General features: G+C 75.5%; 16 protein-coding genes. 10 read left to right on the top strand and 6 right to left on the bottom strand.

The window, feature by feature from the left end; all coding sequences use genetic code 11:
- Positions 1–648 carry a vitamin K epoxide reductase family protein gene (locus OO47_RS19700; RefSeq protein ID WP_030217157.1) on the bottom strand — a complete coding sequence of 216 codons (648 nt, stop codon included), beginning with the start codon at positions 646–648 and terminating at the stop codon, positions 1–3.
- 29 nt (positions 649–677) lie between these two features.
- On the bottom strand, positions 678–1181 hold the full coding sequence (locus OO47_RS19695) for a DUF5949 family protein (protein WP_030217156.1): 504 nt from the start codon (positions 1179–1181) through the stop codon (positions 678–680).
- A 174-nt stretch (positions 1182–1355) separates the two neighbouring features.
- Here OO47_RS19695 and OO47_RS19690 point away from each other — a divergent pair, with 174 nt between their 5' ends.
- Both OO47_RS19690 and OO47_RS19685 read left to right on the top strand, forming a co-directional pair.
- Positions 1356–1772 (top strand): tyrosinase family oxidase copper chaperone, encoded by a 417-nt coding sequence (locus OO47_RS19690; RefSeq protein ID WP_030217155.1) that lies wholly within the window; start codon positions 1356–1358, stop codon positions 1770–1772.
- Complete coding sequence (locus OO47_RS19685) at positions 1756–2622, top strand: tyrosinase family protein (protein ID WP_030217153.1); 867 nt, start codon at positions 1756–1758, stop codon at positions 2620–2622. The genes OO47_RS19690 and OO47_RS19685 overlap by 17 nt, the downstream gene beginning before the upstream one ends.
- 81 nt (positions 2623–2703) lie before the next feature.
- Here OO47_RS19685 and OO47_RS19680 read toward each other — a convergent pair whose 3' ends face one another.
- From OO47_RS19680 to OO47_RS19665, 4 genes are all read right to left on the bottom strand, one after another.
- Positions 2704–2985 carry a chaplin gene (locus OO47_RS19680; protein ID WP_030217150.1) on the bottom strand — a complete coding sequence of 94 codons (282 nt, stop codon included), beginning with the start codon at positions 2983–2985 and terminating at the stop codon, positions 2704–2706.
- Positions 2986–3376: 391 nt separating this feature from the next.
- Positions 3377–4303 carry a hypothetical protein gene (locus tag OO47_RS37315; protein WP_199812315.1) on the bottom strand — a complete coding sequence of 309 codons (927 nt, stop codon included), beginning with the start codon at positions 4301–4303 and terminating at the stop codon, positions 3377–3379.
- Positions 4304–4533: 230 nt separating this feature from the next.
- Positions 4534–4815 (bottom strand): hypothetical protein, encoded by a 282-nt coding sequence (locus tag OO47_RS19670; RefSeq protein WP_030217143.1) that lies wholly within the window; start codon positions 4813–4815, stop codon positions 4534–4536.
- 446 nt (positions 4816–5261) lie between these two features.
- Positions 5262–5501, bottom strand: coding sequence for a chaplin (locus tag OO47_RS19665; RefSeq protein ID WP_030217142.1), 240 nt, complete (start codon positions 5499–5501; stop codon positions 5262–5264).
- Between the two features lie 452 nt (positions 5502–5953).
- On the opposite strand from OO47_RS19665, the gene OO47_RS19660 reads away from it, so the two are divergent.
- From OO47_RS19660 to OO47_RS19625, 8 genes are all read left to right on the top strand, one after another.
- Entirely contained in the window at positions 5954–7090 is a 1137-nt protein-coding gene (locus OO47_RS19660) for a glycosyltransferase (RefSeq protein WP_030217141.1), read from the top strand.
- The gene (locus OO47_RS19655; RefSeq protein ID WP_030217140.1) at positions 7087–8550 is read left to right on the top strand and encodes a sugar transferase; all 1464 of its coding nucleotides are present in this window, start codon (positions 7087–7089) and stop codon (positions 8548–8550) included. Before OO47_RS19660 ends, OO47_RS19655 begins: the two co-directional genes overlap by 4 nt.
- A gap of 2 nt (positions 8551–8552) precedes the next feature.
- A complete protein-coding gene (locus OO47_RS19650; protein ID WP_030217137.1) occupies positions 8553–9884 on the top strand; it encodes an O-antigen ligase family protein in 1332 nt (443 codons plus the stop codon).
- Positions 9885–9957: 73 nt separating this feature from the next.
- Positions 9958–12132, top strand: coding sequence for a murein biosynthesis integral membrane protein MurJ (gene murJ, locus OO47_RS19645; RefSeq protein WP_234323232.1), 2175 nt, complete (start codon positions 9958–9960; stop codon positions 12130–12132).
- Complete coding sequence (locus tag OO47_RS19640; RefSeq protein ID WP_051716172.1) at positions 12101–12832, top strand: polysaccharide deacetylase family protein; 732 nt, start codon at positions 12101–12103, stop codon at positions 12830–12832. The genes murJ and OO47_RS19640 overlap by 32 nt, the downstream gene beginning before the upstream one ends.
- Positions 12829–13962, top strand: coding sequence for a glycosyltransferase (locus tag OO47_RS19635; protein ID WP_030217129.1), 1134 nt, complete (start codon positions 12829–12831; stop codon positions 13960–13962). Before OO47_RS19640 ends, OO47_RS19635 begins: the two co-directional genes overlap by 4 nt.
- Before the next feature lie 14 nt (positions 13963–13976).
- Positions 13977–14639 (top strand): YveK family protein, encoded by a 663-nt coding sequence (locus OO47_RS19630; RefSeq protein ID WP_030217126.1) that lies wholly within the window; start codon positions 13977–13979, stop codon positions 14637–14639.
- Positions 14636–15766, top strand: a complete 1131-nt coding sequence (locus tag OO47_RS19625; protein ID WP_030217124.1) for a GNAT family N-acetyltransferase — start codon at positions 14636–14638, stop codon at positions 15764–15766. The genes OO47_RS19630 and OO47_RS19625 overlap by 4 nt, the downstream gene beginning before the upstream one ends.
- Positions 15767–15771 lie beyond the last annotated feature (5 nt).

Here is a 15771-nt window from a genome sequence, read left to right as displayed (position 1 = left end):
TCAGCTCGTCCAGAAGTCCCACCACCGGGTCAGGATCAGCATCCCGACGATCCCGAGGTGCAGCAGGGGCGGGGCGAAGGCGAACTCTCCGAAGAAGGTCCGCACCCCCGCCGGCGCGGGCAGCACCCCGGTCCGCACGTTGTGCGCGGTGACGGACCAGAACATCAGGATCGTCGCGGTCCAGGCCAGGCAGCACCACAGGCAGAGCGCGTTGATCTCGTACAGCGACTGGTGCATCAGCCAGGTGCAGAAGCCGACCCCGAAGAGCGTCCCGGCGTTCAGGCCGAGCCAGAACCAGCCCCGGTGGCGGGCCCCGGCGAGCAGCCCGGCCCCGATGGCGACGACGACGGCGTACGTGACGAGCCCGAGCATCGGGTTGGGGAACCCGAACACCGCCGCCTGCTCGCTCTTCATGACGCTGCCGCAGGAGACCACCGGGTTCAGGCTGCACCCCGGGGTGAAGCCCGGGTCCTCCAGGAGCTTGAACTTGTCGAGCGTGATCACCCAGCCGGCCAGGACGCCCGCCGCGCCGGTGACGACCAGGAGCCAGGCGAGGCCCCGGCCCGCGCCGACCGGTCCGCCCGCCTCCCGGGAGGCCTCCTCCCGGCGCTGTCCCGGCACCACGCCCCGTACGTCCACCGTCGCCATGGCGCGACCCCTCTTCCCGGTTCTTCCGCTCAGCCCTGGACGCGGCGGACCGGCATCAGGACGTGGGCGCTGTCCGCGAGCATCTCCTCGTCCGAGACGAAGGCCCGCAGCCGCGCCTCCTCGACGGGCCGCCCGGGAACCGCCTCGGGCCAGGGCCGCACCGAGCAGATCAGATAGACCTTGCCGCTCTCGCGGGCGGCCGCCTGCCACTCGTCCGGCACCGGGCACTGCACCTTCAGGAAGGGCAGGCTGAGCACGGCCGAGCCGCCCTCGACGAGCAGCGAGGCGTTGATCCCGGTGTCCCGCTCCAGGTCGAAGAGCCGGTCGCCGACCGAGAGGCCCATGGCCTCCAGGGCGGCCCGCATCGCCTGCTGACCGGCCTCCGGGCCGTCCCGGCCGTCGCCGAGCGAGTACGCCATGAGGAACGGCGTGCCCGCCGATTCGGCGGAGGGCTCGCTGGACCACGGAATCACCGTGAGGGTTCCCAGCGGAGAGGCGCTGCGCGCGGAGGACACGACGTTGGAAGTGGTCATGAATCGGATGCTAGTGCTCCAACCCCCCTTTCCCCGCGCGCCTTTCACCCGAACGGCCGACATTCACGCCACTGGCATTTCCGCCGCAACGAACCCGGGATTTCATCGTTGTGCTCTGAAGGCTCCCCCTACCTGCGGCGGGGGGACCCCCAGCCGACCCCCTGGAGATCACCGATGATCGTCCCGCGCCGCGTCGCACTGCGGTCCCTCTTCGCCCTGGCCGTCACCGCATTCACGGGCGGCGCCCTCGGGCGCATCGCGCTCCGCGCCCCGGCCGGAGGTCCGGACGGCCCGCGCGCCGACGACCCGCACGCCTTCGACGAGATGTACGGGGGTCGCCGCATCCTCGGCTTCTCCGGCCCCGGCGGCGAACCGGCGGCCCTCGTCGACGGCCGGCCGCTGCACCTGATGCGCTGCGCCGACGGCGGCTACGTCACTCCGATCGACCACTACGAGTCCTGTCCGACGCCCCTGGCGGCGGTCCGCGCGGCCGTGGACGAGATGGGCACCGCCCCGCTCTCCCCCCTCGCGGGCGCCCACGGCACCCCCACGGACCCGACGGGAGGGAGCCCGCGTGGTGTACACGCGTAAGAACCAGCGCGACCTGACCGGCGCCGAGCGCCGCACGTTCGTCGCCGCCGTCCTGGAGCTCAAGCGCACCGGGGCGTACGACCGCTTCGTCCGCACCCACATCGACTACTACGTGGCCGACGGGGAGGGCAGGCTGCGGGTCGCGCACATGACGCCGAGCTTCCTGCCGTGGCACCGGAAGTTCCTCCTGGAGTTCGAGACGGCGCTGCGCCGGATCGACCCCACGGTGACCGTCCCGTACTGGGACTGGACCCGGGACAACAGCCCGGCCTCCTCGATCTGGAACGAGGACTTCATGGGCGGCAACGGGCGCCGGTCCGACCTCCAGGTGATGACCGGCCCCTTCGCGCACTCCTCCGGCCGCTGGAACATCACCCAGTCGATGACCGAGGGCCGCTTCCTGACCAGGGACTTCGGGCGCCCCCGCGACCCGATCACGCTCCCCACCCAGGCCCAGCTGGAGGAGGTGATGAGGGAACGGGTGTACGACGTGACGCCCTGGAACTCGACCAGCCCGTCCGGCTTCCGCAACCGTCTGGAGGGCTGGGCCTCGGGGCAGGGCAACGACCGGTTCCGGATCCACAACCGGGTGCACCGCTGGGTCGGCGGCCTGATGCTCGGCGGCGGCTCCGTGAACGATCCGGTCTTCTGGCTGCACCACGCCTTCGTGGACCTGGTCTGGTCCCGCTGGCAGCAGCGCAACCCCGGGGCCGCCTACCTGCCGGCGGAGCCGCCGCCGCTGGGCGACGGGCAGTACCGCAAGGTGGTCGCCCGGCACCAGCCGATGGCGCCGTGGGGGGTGACCCCGGCCTCGATGTTCGACCACAGCCGGATCTACCGGTACGCCTGAGCCGCCGCGCACGGGCCCGTACGCGCGTGTCCCCCCGGTCCTGTCGGGCCGGGGGGACACGTGCGGGGGAGGCGGAGGGGGTCAGCCGCCGTAGCCGCCCTCGTCCTCGCGGTCCTCGCCGTCGCTGACGTTGGCGCAGGTGTTGCCGAACGCCGGGTTCAGCAGGCCGATGACGTTGACGGTGTTGCCGCAGAGGTTGACCGGGACGTGGACCGGGACCTGGAGGACGTTGCCGGAGGCGACACCGGGCGAGTGGGCGGCGACGGCCTCGGCGCCCGAGTCGGCGACGGCCAGGCCGGCTCCGCTGAGGGCAACGGCACCCGTGCCGGCGAGAACAGCGGCAGCCTTCGCGATGCGAGACATCAAGAACTCCTTGGACGTGGAAAGCGACCGCAGGAATCACGGCCGTCATGTCCGTTCAACGCCGGTCGGGGACACGGGTCACGGGCATTGGGCCGAACGGGAAGAAGGAAAAAAGAAAAAATGGCCCGCGGACCGGAATTCCGTCCGCCGCCGGATACGGCGGAACGGCTCCGGTCCGCGGACCGCGGCCATGCGACAAGCCTTCTTCTGCAACGATCGACGGCCCGCCGGGGTGACGGGTGGGACGGGTGACGGGAAGACCCGTCCCTTCACCCGGCCGGCCGGTGTCCTCCGGGCGCCGGGCCGAGCCGGGAGTCCGGGGTGCCGGTCGGGGTCGGGACGAACAGGCCGCGACCCGCGGCGGGGTGAGGTCCGGCAGCCCCGCGGAGGGTCAGTGGCGGCGTGCGAACCGCCGTCCGGCGCGGACGTAGACCACGGCACCGCCGATGACGAGCGCGGCGCTGACCGCGGCCGCCCCCATGAGCGCGGGCTCGCTACCGGTCTCGGGGAGCTGCGGCGGGGTGGTGGGGGGCTTCGTCGGCGGGGTGGCGGGAGGCGTCGTCGACGGAGGGACCGTGGGCGGGGCGGTCGTGGGAGGTGTGGTCGGCGGCGTCGTCGGCGGCTTGGTGGGAGGCGTCGTCGGCGGCGGCGGCGTGGGACCGCAGCTGGGCTTCGGCTGACCGGGCTTGGGGTGCTCGCAGTCGTCCGGCTTGGGCGGGTACGTCGGCGGAGTGGTGGGAGGCGTCGTCGGCGGGGTCGTCGGCGGCTTGGTCGGTGGCGTGGTGGGAGGCGTCGTCGGCGGAGTGGTGGGGGGCGTCGTCGGCGGCTTGGTCGGCGGCGTCGTCGGCGGAGTGGTGGGAGGCGTCGTGGGCGGCTTGGTGGGAGGCGTCGTCGGCGGAGTGGTGGGAGGCGTCGTGGGCGGCTTGGTGGGAGGCGTCGTCGGCGGGGTCGTCGGCGGCTTGGTCGGTGGCGTGGTCGGCGGCTTGGTGGGGGGCGTCGTCGGCGGGTGCGACGGCTCCTCGCCGTAGCCGCCGTCGTCCTCGCCGTACCCGTCGTCGCCCTGCCCGTAGCCGTCGCCGTGGCCTCCCTGGTGACCGCAGAGGTGGCCGACGGCCGCCGCCGCGGCGGCGCCCTTCCCCGCGATCCGGTCGCAGACGTCCGCCGACAGGGGGCCCTGGACGTGGCCGGCCGCGGCCGGTCCCGGTCCGTCGCCCGCGCCCGGCTGGGAGCCTGCGGCAAGGGCGAATCCGCCGCTCAGCGACAGGATTCCGGTCGCTGCCGCCGCGGTGAGTACTTTCCTGCTGATGATGGACCGCATACCGCTCTTCCTCTGAGAAAAGGAGAGGCCGACGAGGCTCCCCCTCGCTCCGACCGGCCTGGTACCCACCGACGTGCGCGTGGGACTGGCGAGAGAGTAGGAGCCGGAGCGGGGCGTGGAGCATGGGCCACACGGCAGATCATCTGAAAATCATTCGATCAGCCGACCGTGGGGAACGGGGCACGAAGGCCTCCGGAATGCCCGTGGGGGCAGCCCGTACTGATGTGGGGTCAGCCGCCCAGCGGAAGGCCGGCGGGGAGCGGGAGGCCGCCGAGCAGCGGCGCGCCCTTGGTGGTCTCGTTCAGCTGGGTCGCCGTGTCCGTGACGGTCTTCACCGGGGAGCCCTCCGTGGTGCTGCTCAGCACGTCCGTCTTCAGGCCGTTGGCGGCGATGGCCTCCAGGCCGCCGTTCAGGCTGGTGGGGGTGAGCGCCTCCGTGGCCATGGCGGGCGCGGCGGCACCGAGGGCCATCAGCGAACCGGCGACGACCGCGGCGACCTTGGTGGGCTTCATGGGGTGAATCCTTCCTCTGGCTTTACGTCACTTCCCGTACGGACTTCTCGGTCGAATCCCGTACGGCGTTCTGCTTCTGTAACGAGAAGTGCGCTTCCCGGAAACTCCGGGAGGAAGGATTTCTCGGCACTGCACCCGATCGGTGATCCGGCGCCGCATGCCGGCCGCACACGCGTTCCCCTTTCTCGCGAGCCGGGTCGGCGTCACCCGGGGAGGCCTGCGGCTATAGCCCTCCGCGACCGCAGAACTACTGAGCGCCACGCATCCGTTCGGGTGAATCCACCCTTCCGACCTGCTCCGGAAAGGGGCGTACGCCGTTGCACCGGGCGGCGCGCGGAAGTGCGCCCGAGCGAGTGCCGCCCCCCACGACAAGGAAGAAGCCGGTGCGCCCGTCCCTGGCGGGAGCGGGCGCACCGGCCTCGAAAGGACCGAACGGACGTGCCGGATCAGTCGTTGGCGCAGACGTTGCCGAAGGCCGGGTTCAGCAGACCGATCACGTCGACGGTGTTGCCGCAGACGTTGACCGGGATGTGGACCGGGACCTGGGCGACGTTGCCCGAGAGGACGCCGGGGGAGTGCACGGCCGCGGCCTCGGCGCCGGCGTCGGCGACGGCGGCACCCGCGGTACCGGCGACGGCCGCGGCGGCGCTCGCGGTCAGGACAACGGCCTTGGCGATACGGGACATGGAGAAGTGCTCCTCGATCGAATTCATACGGCTCGGACTGCACGGACTGAACGGTCCGACTCCCTCAACAACGCCGCCGATTTCCATCGGTTGCTCTCCCGAACGGGTGACGTCCGGCCGTTCTCCGGGCCGCAAGAGGGCCGGGCGGGCGTCCGGGCGCGGAATGGCGCAACACGCACAACGAGTAACGGGCCACTCGGATACGGGAGTTAGCTTTGCCGGGCATCTCATGCTTAATATCGGTCCGATCCGGGGTTATAACTTTCCCGAACGTTGCTTCCGGGCCTGCCGCGCGTTCACTCCTTTCGTGCGGACGACACCTTCTCCCTTCCCGGCCTTCGCGGGTCTTCCCTTCCTTCTCTCAGCAAAGCGGAGAACCTGTATGCGGAATTCAGCGGTTCTTGCCGTGCCCCGCGGCACGTCGGCCGCCCGGGCGGACGTACGGAGCTGACGTGCTGTCACCACGCACCACGGACCCGGGGTCCGTCACCGTCCTGCACGCGGTCCAGCCCGGCGACGGCGGGGTCGCCCGCGTCGTCGCCGACCTCGTGCGCGCCCAGCGCGCCGCCGGCCTGGGGGTCGCCGTCGCCTGCCCGCCCGACACCGTCCTCTCCGCCGCCGTGCGCGCCGAGGGGGCCGAGGTCCACGACTGGCGGGCCGGCCGCGACCCGGGGCCCGCCCTCGTCCGCGAGACCGCCTCCCTGGCCCGGCTCGTCCGCGCCGTCGGGCCCGACCTCGTCCACGCCCACAGCGCCAAGGCGGGACTGTGCGCCCGGCTCGTCGTGCGGGGCCGGATCCCCACGGTGTACCAGCCGCACGCCTGGTCCTTCGAGGCCGTACGGGGGACGACCGCCGCGCTCGCCCGGCGCTGGGAGCGGTTCGGCGCCCGCTGGACCGACCGGATCCTCTGCGTGAGCGAGGCCGAGCGGCGCACCGGCGAGGCGGCCGGGGTCGAGGCGGACTGGTCGGTCGTCCACAACGGCGTGGACACGGTCCGGTTCGCGAGCGACGGGCCGCCCCGCAACCCGGCCCCCACGGTCGTCTGCGTGGGCCGGCTCTGCCGCCAGAAGGGGCAGGACGTGCTGCTCGCCGCCTGGCCCGCCGTCCTCGCGGAGGTGCCCGCGGCCCGGCTCGTCCTGGTCGGCGACGGCCCGGACGCGGAGCGGCTGCGGGCCGCCGCCGGACCCTCGGTGCGGTTCGCCGGGGACGTCGGGGACACCGCCCCCTGGTACCGGGCCGCCGACGTGGTCGTCCTGCCGTCCCGCTGGGAGGGCATGGCGCTCGCGCCCCTGGAGGCCATGGCCAGCGGCCGGCCCGTCGTCGTCAGCGACGTGGACGGGGCCCGGGAGAGCCTGCCGCCCGCCCACGAACCCCTGTGCCTGGTCCCGCCCGAGGACCCGGCCGCGCTCGCCGCCGCCCTCGGCCGCCTCCTCGGCAGGCCGGAGCTGCGGCACCGCCTGGGCCGGGAGGCCCACGCGCACGTACTCAGCAGTTTCGATGTCCGGCGCACCGGCGCGGCCGTCGCGGACGTCTACCGCGAGCTGGCCGGAGTGCGGGGGGCCGAGCACAGAGAGCCGATCGCACAGTGACCACGGAAAGCACCAGCGTCCCCTCCTCACCGGGCCCCTGGCCCACGGCGGCCCAGGGCCAGGCCTTCGGCCTCGCCTCCCTCGCGCCGCCCCGCGGCGCCCCCGGCCGGGTCGCGACGCCGCACCGACGCCGCCCCCGGCCCCGTACCCGGTCCGGCGCGGCGCCGCTCGTGGCGGTCGACGTCCTGGCGGTCGTCGCGGCCGCCTCGGTCCTGAGCGCGGCGCACCACGACCTCCGGCTCGTCCTGCCGGTCCTGGCGCTCGTCCTGGTCCTCGACGGGCACGCGGGGCTCCACCGGCCCGCCGCGCACGTCCGGGCCCTGGACGAGCTGCCCGCGCTCGCCTCCCGCGCCGGGGTCGCCTGGTGCCTGGCGGCGGCGGGCGTCGCCGCGTACTCCCCGCACCTGGCGATCGGACCGCTGCGGCTCTGCGCCGCGTACGCCGTCCACGTCCTCCTCGTCTGCGCGGTCCGCGCCCTCGTCATCGGCCGGCGGCGCCGGGTGGCGCGGGCCCACCCCCGGTCGGCGCTGGTCGTCGGCGGGACGGGGGACGCGCGCCGGTTCGCGGCGGCGGCCGTCCAGCACCCGGAGTACGGGGTGCGGCCGGTCGGGATCGTCGGCGTGCCCGAGCAGGGCGGCGGCGTCCGGACGTCCGGGGAGGCCGGGCTCCCGGTGCTCACCACGACCGAGGAGATCCACCGGGCCGTCATCCAGAACACCGTGCGCGACGCGGTCTTCCTGGACGACGACCCGGGCCTGGTGACCCTCTTCCAGCAGTACGGCTGCACGACCTGGCGGGTCGGCGGCCGGCACCGGGACGGGCCGATGGGCGAGCACATGTGGGGGTACGCCTGGCACCGGATCGTCCCGCTGGACGAGCGGCGCGGCCTCACCGCCAAGCGGGCCCTGGACATCGCCCTCGCCGCCCCCGCGCTCGTCCTCGCGCTGCCCGTACTGCTGCTCTGCGCGCTCGCCGTGCGCCTCTCGGACGGCCCCGGCGTCCTGTTCCGGCAGGAGCGGGTCGGCCAGCACGGGCGCCACTTCACGCTGCTCAAGTTCCGTACGCTCCGCCCCTCGGACGACACCGAGTCGGCGACCCGCTGGAACGTGGCGGGCGACCGGCGGATGAGCGCGGCCGGGAGCTTCCTGCGGAAGACCTCGCTCGACGAGCTGCCGCAGCTGTGGAACGTGCTGCGCGGGGACATGAGCCTGGTCGGGCCCCGGCCGGAACGCCCGTACTTCGTCGCCCAGTTCAGCAAGATCCACGCCGGGTACGCGGCCCGCCACCGGATGCCGGTGGGGCTCACCGGGCTGGCGCAGGTGCACGGGCTGCGCGGCGACACCTCGATCGAGGACCGCTGCCGCTTCGACAACCACTACATCGACCACTGGTCGCTCTGGCAGGACGTCTGCATCCTGCTTCGCACCGCCGCCGAGCTCGTCCGACCCACGGGGAGCTGAGGATGGCCACGGCCGCGACGCTGCCCGTGGTCGGCCCGGGCGCGCGGGACCTGCTCCGCAGGGCCGGGGCGCTCTCCCCGGTCCTCGCCGTGGTCGCGCTGCTGCTCGTCCCCGGCGGCGGGGGCGCGCAGGGCGGCACCGGCGGCACGGGCACGGTCGCCGACGCGGCCTCCGGGCTCCTCGTGCTGGTCTGCCTGGTACGGGTGGTGCGCGGCGGGGCCCGGCCCCTGACCCGTACGGCGGCCTTCGTCCTCGGCCTCCCGGTCCTCGGGATCTGCCTGGCCGCGATCACCTCGAACGACCCGGCGTCGAGCCTGCCGGGCGTCGCCCGCTACGTGCAGGTCTTCGTCCTGGTCCCGGCGGCCGTGGTCCTGACGGTCCGCGACCGGCGGGACTTCGCCGTGGTCGCCTGGGCCCTGGTCGGGCTCGCGCTGCTCCAGGGCGCGGTGGGCGTCGCCCAGTACCTGACCGGCACGGGCGCCTCGTACCAGGGCGAGGACGTCCGGGCGGTCGGCACGTTCGGGGCGACCGACGTGATGGGCATGGCGACCGTCGTCTCGTACGGGCTCGTCGTCGTCACCGGGATCGCGCTCGGCAGCGGTCCCGGGCGGGCCCGGACGGCGGCCCTGGTCTGCGCGGGGCTGCTGTTCCTCCCGCTGGTCCTCTCCTTCAGCCGGGGCGCGTGGATCGCGACCGCCGTCGCCTGCGCGCTCCAGCTGCTCCTGGCGGGGGCGCGGCGGGCGGTGCGGGTCGGGCTCGCGGCGGGGGCGCTCGGGGTGGTCCTCGTCGGCGGCCTCGGGATCGGCTCGGACCTGGTGGAGGAGCGGGTCGCCAGCATCACGCGGGTGACGGCGGCGCCGGACCAGTCGGTGACGGACCGGTACACGATGTGGGCGGCGGCCGGGGAGATGTGGCGCGCGGAACCGCTCACCGGCGTCGGTCTGAAGGGCTTCCCGCAGTACCGCGACGCGCACGCCTCGGTCGCGCTCTCCTCGGGCAGCGACACGGCGGGCGCGGGCGCGGCCTTCCAGCGGCAGCCGTTGCTCTCCCCGCACAACATGTACCTGCTGGTCCTGAGCGAGCAGGGTCTGGTGGGGCTGCTGGCCCTGGTCGGGAGCTGGACGGCGCTGCTCGTGGGGGCGCTGCGGCGGCGGGGCGGCTTCGGCCCCGGGTCCGGCGCCGGCGCGGACTGCGCGCTCGTCGCGACCGGCCTGCTCGTCTGGCAGTTCACCGACTTCTTCTACGCGGACATCGGCGGCCCCTCGACGGTCCTGATGTCGGTCGTGCTCGGCCTGGCGGCCTGGTGGTCGCTGGTGGAGGCGAGGCGTGCGTGACCCGTGGGCCGCGGAACCGGAGCCCACGGACGCGGGGTGGACGGGGCCGGCGGGGCCGGGGGACGTGAGACCCGTGGACCCGGCGCGGTCCGACGGGCCGCGCCCCGCGCCGTGGCCGGGCCGTTCGCCCCGGCAGCCCTGCGGCGCCCCGCTGACCGACCCCTGGTCGACCCCGCCCCTGAGCCCCACGGACTCCCCGTGGACGCCGGGGGCCGTCGTGCTGCCGGGGGCGGGGGACGCGGCGCCGTGGCCCGGCGGGGCGTCCCCGACGGGCGGGGCGGCGGCGTGGGCTCCCGAAGCCGAGCGCCACCCCGGCGGCGGCCCGTTCGACAGCGCCCCGCCCGCGGGCGGCCTCGCCGGGGCCCGCCGTATCGCCGTACGCCATCGGTCCGAGGGCACGACCACGACCGCGACCGCGACCGCCAAGCCGACCACCGCCCCGCAGCCGACGACGGCACGGCCCCGCACCGGCCGCCGCGCCCACGCACGCGCGCGCGGGGCGCGGGCCGACAGGCCCCAGGGGCGCGGGTTCCTGGCGAAGGCGGCGGCCGTGACGGCGGGGCTCACCGCCGTCGGGGCGGTGCTCGGGCTCGTACGGGACCAGATCCTGGCCGGGTACTTCGGGGCCGGGGCCGCCACCGACGCGTTCCTGGTGGCGTGGACGGTCCCCGAGTTCGCCTCGACGCTGCTCATCGAGGACGCGATGGCCCTGATCCTGGTGCCCGCGTTCTCCCGCGCCCTGGCCCGGCGCGGCGACGGCGCGCTCGGCGACCCGGTACGCGCGCTCGTGCGCGGGACGCTCCCCCGGCTCACCCTCACCGTCGGGCTCGCCGCCGCCGTCCTCGTCGCCGCCGCCCCGCTGCTCGTCGCGGTCCTCGCCCCCGGCCTCCCCGACCCGGCGCTCGCGGTCGACTGCACGCGCCTCACCGCGACCTGCGTGCTCTCGTTCGCCCTGGTCGGCTACTGCTCGGCCGCGCTGCGCGCGCACGGCCGCTTCCTGCCGCCGGCCCTGATCTACACGGCGTACAACGTGGGGATCATCGGCACGATCCTGGTGCTCCGCGAGCCCTGGGGGGTGCGGTCGGCCGCCGCCGGGGTCGCGGTCGGCGGGGTCCTGATGGTCCTGGTCCAGGTGCCCTCCCTCGTACGGGAGCTGCGCTCCGGCCCCGTACCCGCGCCGCCGCGGGCGTCCGCGTCCCGGGGCGGGCAGGACGGGCGGATCCTGGTGCTCGGCCTGATCGCACCGGTCGTCGCGTTCTCGCTGTGCCGCCAGTCGCAGACGCTGATCGAGCGGTTCCTCGCCTCTCCGCTGCCCGCCGGGGCCATCTCGCACCTGAACTACGCGCAGAAGGTCGCGCAGCTGCCGATGATCCTCTCCCTGATGCTGTGCACGGTCAGCTTCCCCGTGGTCGCGCGCGCCCTCGCGGCGGGCGACGAGGAGACGGCCCGCCACCGGGTCGAGCGGGACCTGCTGCTCGCCGCCGTCGTGGTGCTCGCCGGGGCCGCGACGGTGATCGCCGCCGCCCCCAGGATCGTCGAACTGCTCTTCGAGCGGGGCGAGTTCGGGGTCGCCGACACCACCGCGACCGCCGCCGTCATGCGGGTGTACGCCCTCGGACTGCTGGGCCAGACGATGGTCGGCGCCCTGGTCCGCTGCTACTTCTCCGCCGCCCGCCCGCTCTGGTACCCGGCCGCCGCCATGGGCGCGGGGCTCGTCGCGACCGGTGCCGCGGGCATGCCCGGCGCCCAGTACTGGGGCGCGGTCGGCATCGCCGCCGCCAACGCGCTCGGCATCACCCTGACCGCCGTCCTGCTCCTGCGGGGCGCGCACCGCCAGTCCGTCCCGGTCCGGGCCGGCCGGCTCGGCACCCACCTGCTCCGGCTCGCCGCCGCCGGTGCGGGCGCCACCGGGGCCGGCTGGCTCTGCTCGGCCTCGATCGGCCCCGCCGTCCCCGCCGTCGCCGTCGCCGCCCTCGCCGCCACCGGCGTCCTCGTGCTCTTCCTGGCCTGCGCCCCCGAGGCGTCCGGCCTTCCCTCCCTTCCCCGCTCCGCCTATCGGAGGACCCCCCATGCCCGCCGTCACCGCGCTGAGCCGTCTGCTGCCGAAACCGCCCCTGGGAAGGAGCCTGCCCCGGCGGGGAACCCTTTCCCCACGAGGGAGCCTTCCCCCGCGAAGCGCCCTGCCCCCGCGGGGAAGGCCTCCCCTGTGGGTGGCGATGTACCACTCGATCACGGACACCGCCGATGACCCGTACCGGGTGACCGTCTCCCCGGCGCGCTTCGACCGGCAGCTGCGCTGGCTGGGCGACCGGGGGCTGCGCGGGGTGTCGGTGGGCGAGCTGCTGGCCGCCACCGCCCAGGGGCGCGCCAAGGGCCTGGTGGGCCTGACCTTCGACGACGGCTACGCCGACTTCGTCGACTCGGCGCTCCCGCTGCTGCGCCGCCACGGCTTCACGGCCACGGTGTACGTCCTGCCGGGCCGGCTCGGCGGCGAGAACGGCTGGGACACGGCCGGTCCGCGCAAGCGGCTGCTGTCGGGGGAGGAGATCCGGCGGATCTCCGACGCCGGGATGGAGATCGGCTCGCACGGCCTGACGCACGTGGCGCTGCCCGAGGCCGACGACCGGACGCTCGCCGCCGAGACCCTGCGCAGCCGCGAGCTCCTGGAGGAGATGACGGGCCGTCCGGTGGGGGGCTTCTGCTACCCGTACGGGCGGGTCGACCCGCGTGCGATGCGGGCCGTGCGCCGGGCCGGCTACCGCTACGCCTGCGCGATCGACCCGGGCCCGTACACCGGCGCGTACGCCCTGCCCCGCGTCCACATCGGCGAGAACGACACCGCCTGGCGGCTCGCCGCCAAGCGCGTGCTGCACCCGCTGCGCCGCCGCCGGCCCGCCGACCTGGCGGTCCCCGCCGCGCACGCCCCGGCCGTGGTCGGTGCGCGATGAGGGTCCTGCACGTCATCACGGGGCTCGGCATCGGCGGCGCCGAGCAGCAGCTCCGGCTGTTGCTGCGCCACCTGCCCGTCCAGGGCCGGGTGGTGACGCTCACCAACCCGGGCGCGGTCGCCGCGGGCATCGAGGCGGACGGCACCCCCGTCACCCACCTGGGCATGACCGGCAACCGCGACCTCGGCGCCCTCCCCCGGCTCGCCCGGGTCGTCCGGCAGGGCCGCTACGACCTGGTGCACACGCACCTGTACCGGGCGTGCGTGTACGGCAGGGCGGCGGCCCGGATCGCCGGGGTGCGCCGGATCGTCGCCACCGAACACTCGCTCGGCGCGCACCAGATCGAGGGCCGGCCGCTGTCGGCGGGCACCCGCGCCCTGTACCTGGCCTCCGAGCGGCTGGGCACCTCCACGGTCGCCGTCTCGCCCAGCGTGGCCCGGCGGCTCGCGGACTGGGGGGTGCCCGAGGAGCGCATCCGGGTGGTGCCGAACGGCATCGAGACCGGCCGGTTCGCCTTCGACCCGGACGCCCGCCGCCGGACCCGGGCGGCGCTCGGCCTCCCCGAGGACGCGCACGTCGTCGGCGGGGTGGGGCGGCTGGCCCCGGGGAAGCGGTTCGACCTGCTCGTACGGGCGGTGGCGGCGGTCCCGGAGGCCCGGCTGCTGCTCGTCGGGGAGGGCAGCGAGCGGGAGGGGCTGCTGCGGCTCGCCCGGCGACTGGGGGCGGCCGACCGGGTACTGCTCACCGGGGCCTGCGAGGACCCGCCGCCCGCCGGCTCGACCGGGCCCTCGCTGCCCGGACTGCTCGCCGCCATGGACGTCTTCGTGTCCGCCTCCCCCGACGAGGCCTTCGGGCTCGCGGTCGTCGAGGCGCTCGCGGCGGGCCTGCCCGTCCTGTACGCGGCCTGCCCGGCGATCGAGGACCTGCCGGCGGACGCGGCCCCGGGCGCGCGCCGGACCGGCGGGTCCGCGCCCGAACTGGCCGCCGCCCTCCGTGACCTGGCGGCGGCCCGGCCCGCCCGGCTCCCGGTGCCGGAGGCCGCCCGCCACTACGACATCGCGCGCAGCGCCCGGCAGTTGGCGTCCCTCTACGACCAGGCCGTCCCCACTCCGTCGACCCGCTTGAACTGAGAGAAGTCCGACCCATGAAGACCACCACACCGTCCCGCGCCTTCCCGCCCGCCGGGCTCCGCCTCCCCGGCCGCTGGGCGGTGCTGCCCGCCGCCGTCCTCGCCGGAGCCGTGCTCGGCGGCGGCTACGGGGCCCTGAAGACGCCGGAGTACGCGGCGACCAGCTACGTCATCGTCGTACCGGCCGGGAAGTCCGACCCGGCGGGAGCGCTCGGCTTCGCCCAGGCGTACGGGCGGGTCGCCACCGACATCGCGGTGACCGGCGACGCCCAGGTGTGGGCCGGGGTGACCGCCGCGACGCTGCGGAGGCAGGTGACGGCGGAGACCTCACCGGACGCCCCGATGATCTCGATCACCGCACGGGCCGAGCGGCCCGCGAAGGCCGTGTCCATGGCCGACGGGGTGGCCAGGGCGCTCGTCCTCGACAGCTCGCACGTGGCGGCCAGCACGGGCGTGAAGGTCGTGCAGTTCTCCCGGGCGACGAAGCCCCTCGACCCGGTCTCCCCGTCCGCGCCGCTCGCCGCGCTCGTCGGCGGCTGCGCGGGCGGCCTCCTCGGCGGCCTGGCCCTCCTCGTCCGCCCGAAGCGCGCCGCCGCGCGCGGCGAGTCCCGCCACTCCCGCCGGGCCGGGGCCCCGGTCCCCGCCCCGGCCGGCGCGCACCAGCCGGAGACGGTGTGACCGCGGGCGCCCTGCGGACGGAGGTCTGCCGTGACGAGGAGGGGTTCGGGCGGCTCGCGGCCGAGTGGACGGCGTTGTACGGCCGCTGCTCCGCCGCCACCCCCTTCCAGTCCCACTCCTGGCTGCACTCCTGGTGGCTCTCGTACGGGCGGCCCGGTGCGCTGCGGGTGGTGCTCGTACGGCGCGGGGACGGCGCGCTGGTCGCCGCCGCGCCCCTGATGCGGGCCCGGGGCCCGCTGCCCGTCCTCACCCTGCTCGGCGGCTCGATCACCGACTTCACGGACGTGCTCCTCGACGACGGCTGCCCGGAGGCGGTCCCCGCCCTGGCCCGGGCCCTCGCGCGGACCGCCCGGGGCGCGGTGGTCGACCTGCGGGAGGTCCGGCCGGGCGCGGCCGGCGAACGGGTCTTCGCCCACTGGCGGGGGCCGCGCAGGCGGCTGCCCGACTCTCTGTGCCTGGAGCTGCCGGCCGTCCCGATGGAGGGCCTGCTCGAACGGATCCCCTCCGGGAAGGCCCAGCGGGTACGCGCCAAGCTGCGGAAACTGGACGCGCTCGGCATCGACGCGCGCGTGGTGACCGGCGAGGAGGTCCCGGCCGCCCTGGACCGGCTCCTGGCGCTGCACCGGCTCCAGTGGCAGGGCCGGGGCGTCACCGCCGAGCACACCAGCGAGCGGTTCGCCCAGCACCTGAACCGGGCCGTGCGGCCCATGGTGGAGCGGGGGGACGCGATGGTCACCGAGTTCCGGCTGGCCGGGGACGTGGTCGCCGCCGACCTGACCCTGATGTCGCCGCGGCTGGCCGGCGGTTACCTGTACGGGGCCGATCCGGCGCTGCGGGCCCGCAAGGTCGACGTGGCGACGATGCTGCTGCGGCACGGGGCCCGCGAGACCAGCGCGGGCGGGCGGGCCACGCTGAGCATGCTGCGGGGCAGCGAACCGTACAAGCAGCACTGGCGCCCGGAGCCCGTGCGCAACTCCCGGCTGCTCCTCGCCGGGCCCGGTACGGCCCCGCTGCTCTGGCTCCGCGCGGGCGCGGCCGGCGCGCGGAGCTGGGCGGCCCGCCAGGCGCGGGAACGGGCCTGGGCGGGGCGGGCGCTCGACCGGGTCAAGGGTCGCCCGCCCCGGTAAGGGCT

The organism is Streptomyces bikiniensis (genome assembly GCF_000716625.1).
GTDB lineage: Bacteria > Actinomycetota > Actinomycetes > Streptomycetales > Streptomycetaceae > Streptomyces > Streptomyces bikiniensis.
Note: the sequence above shows the minus strand (reverse complement) of the source record. Positions and strands in the feature narration are given on the sequence as shown.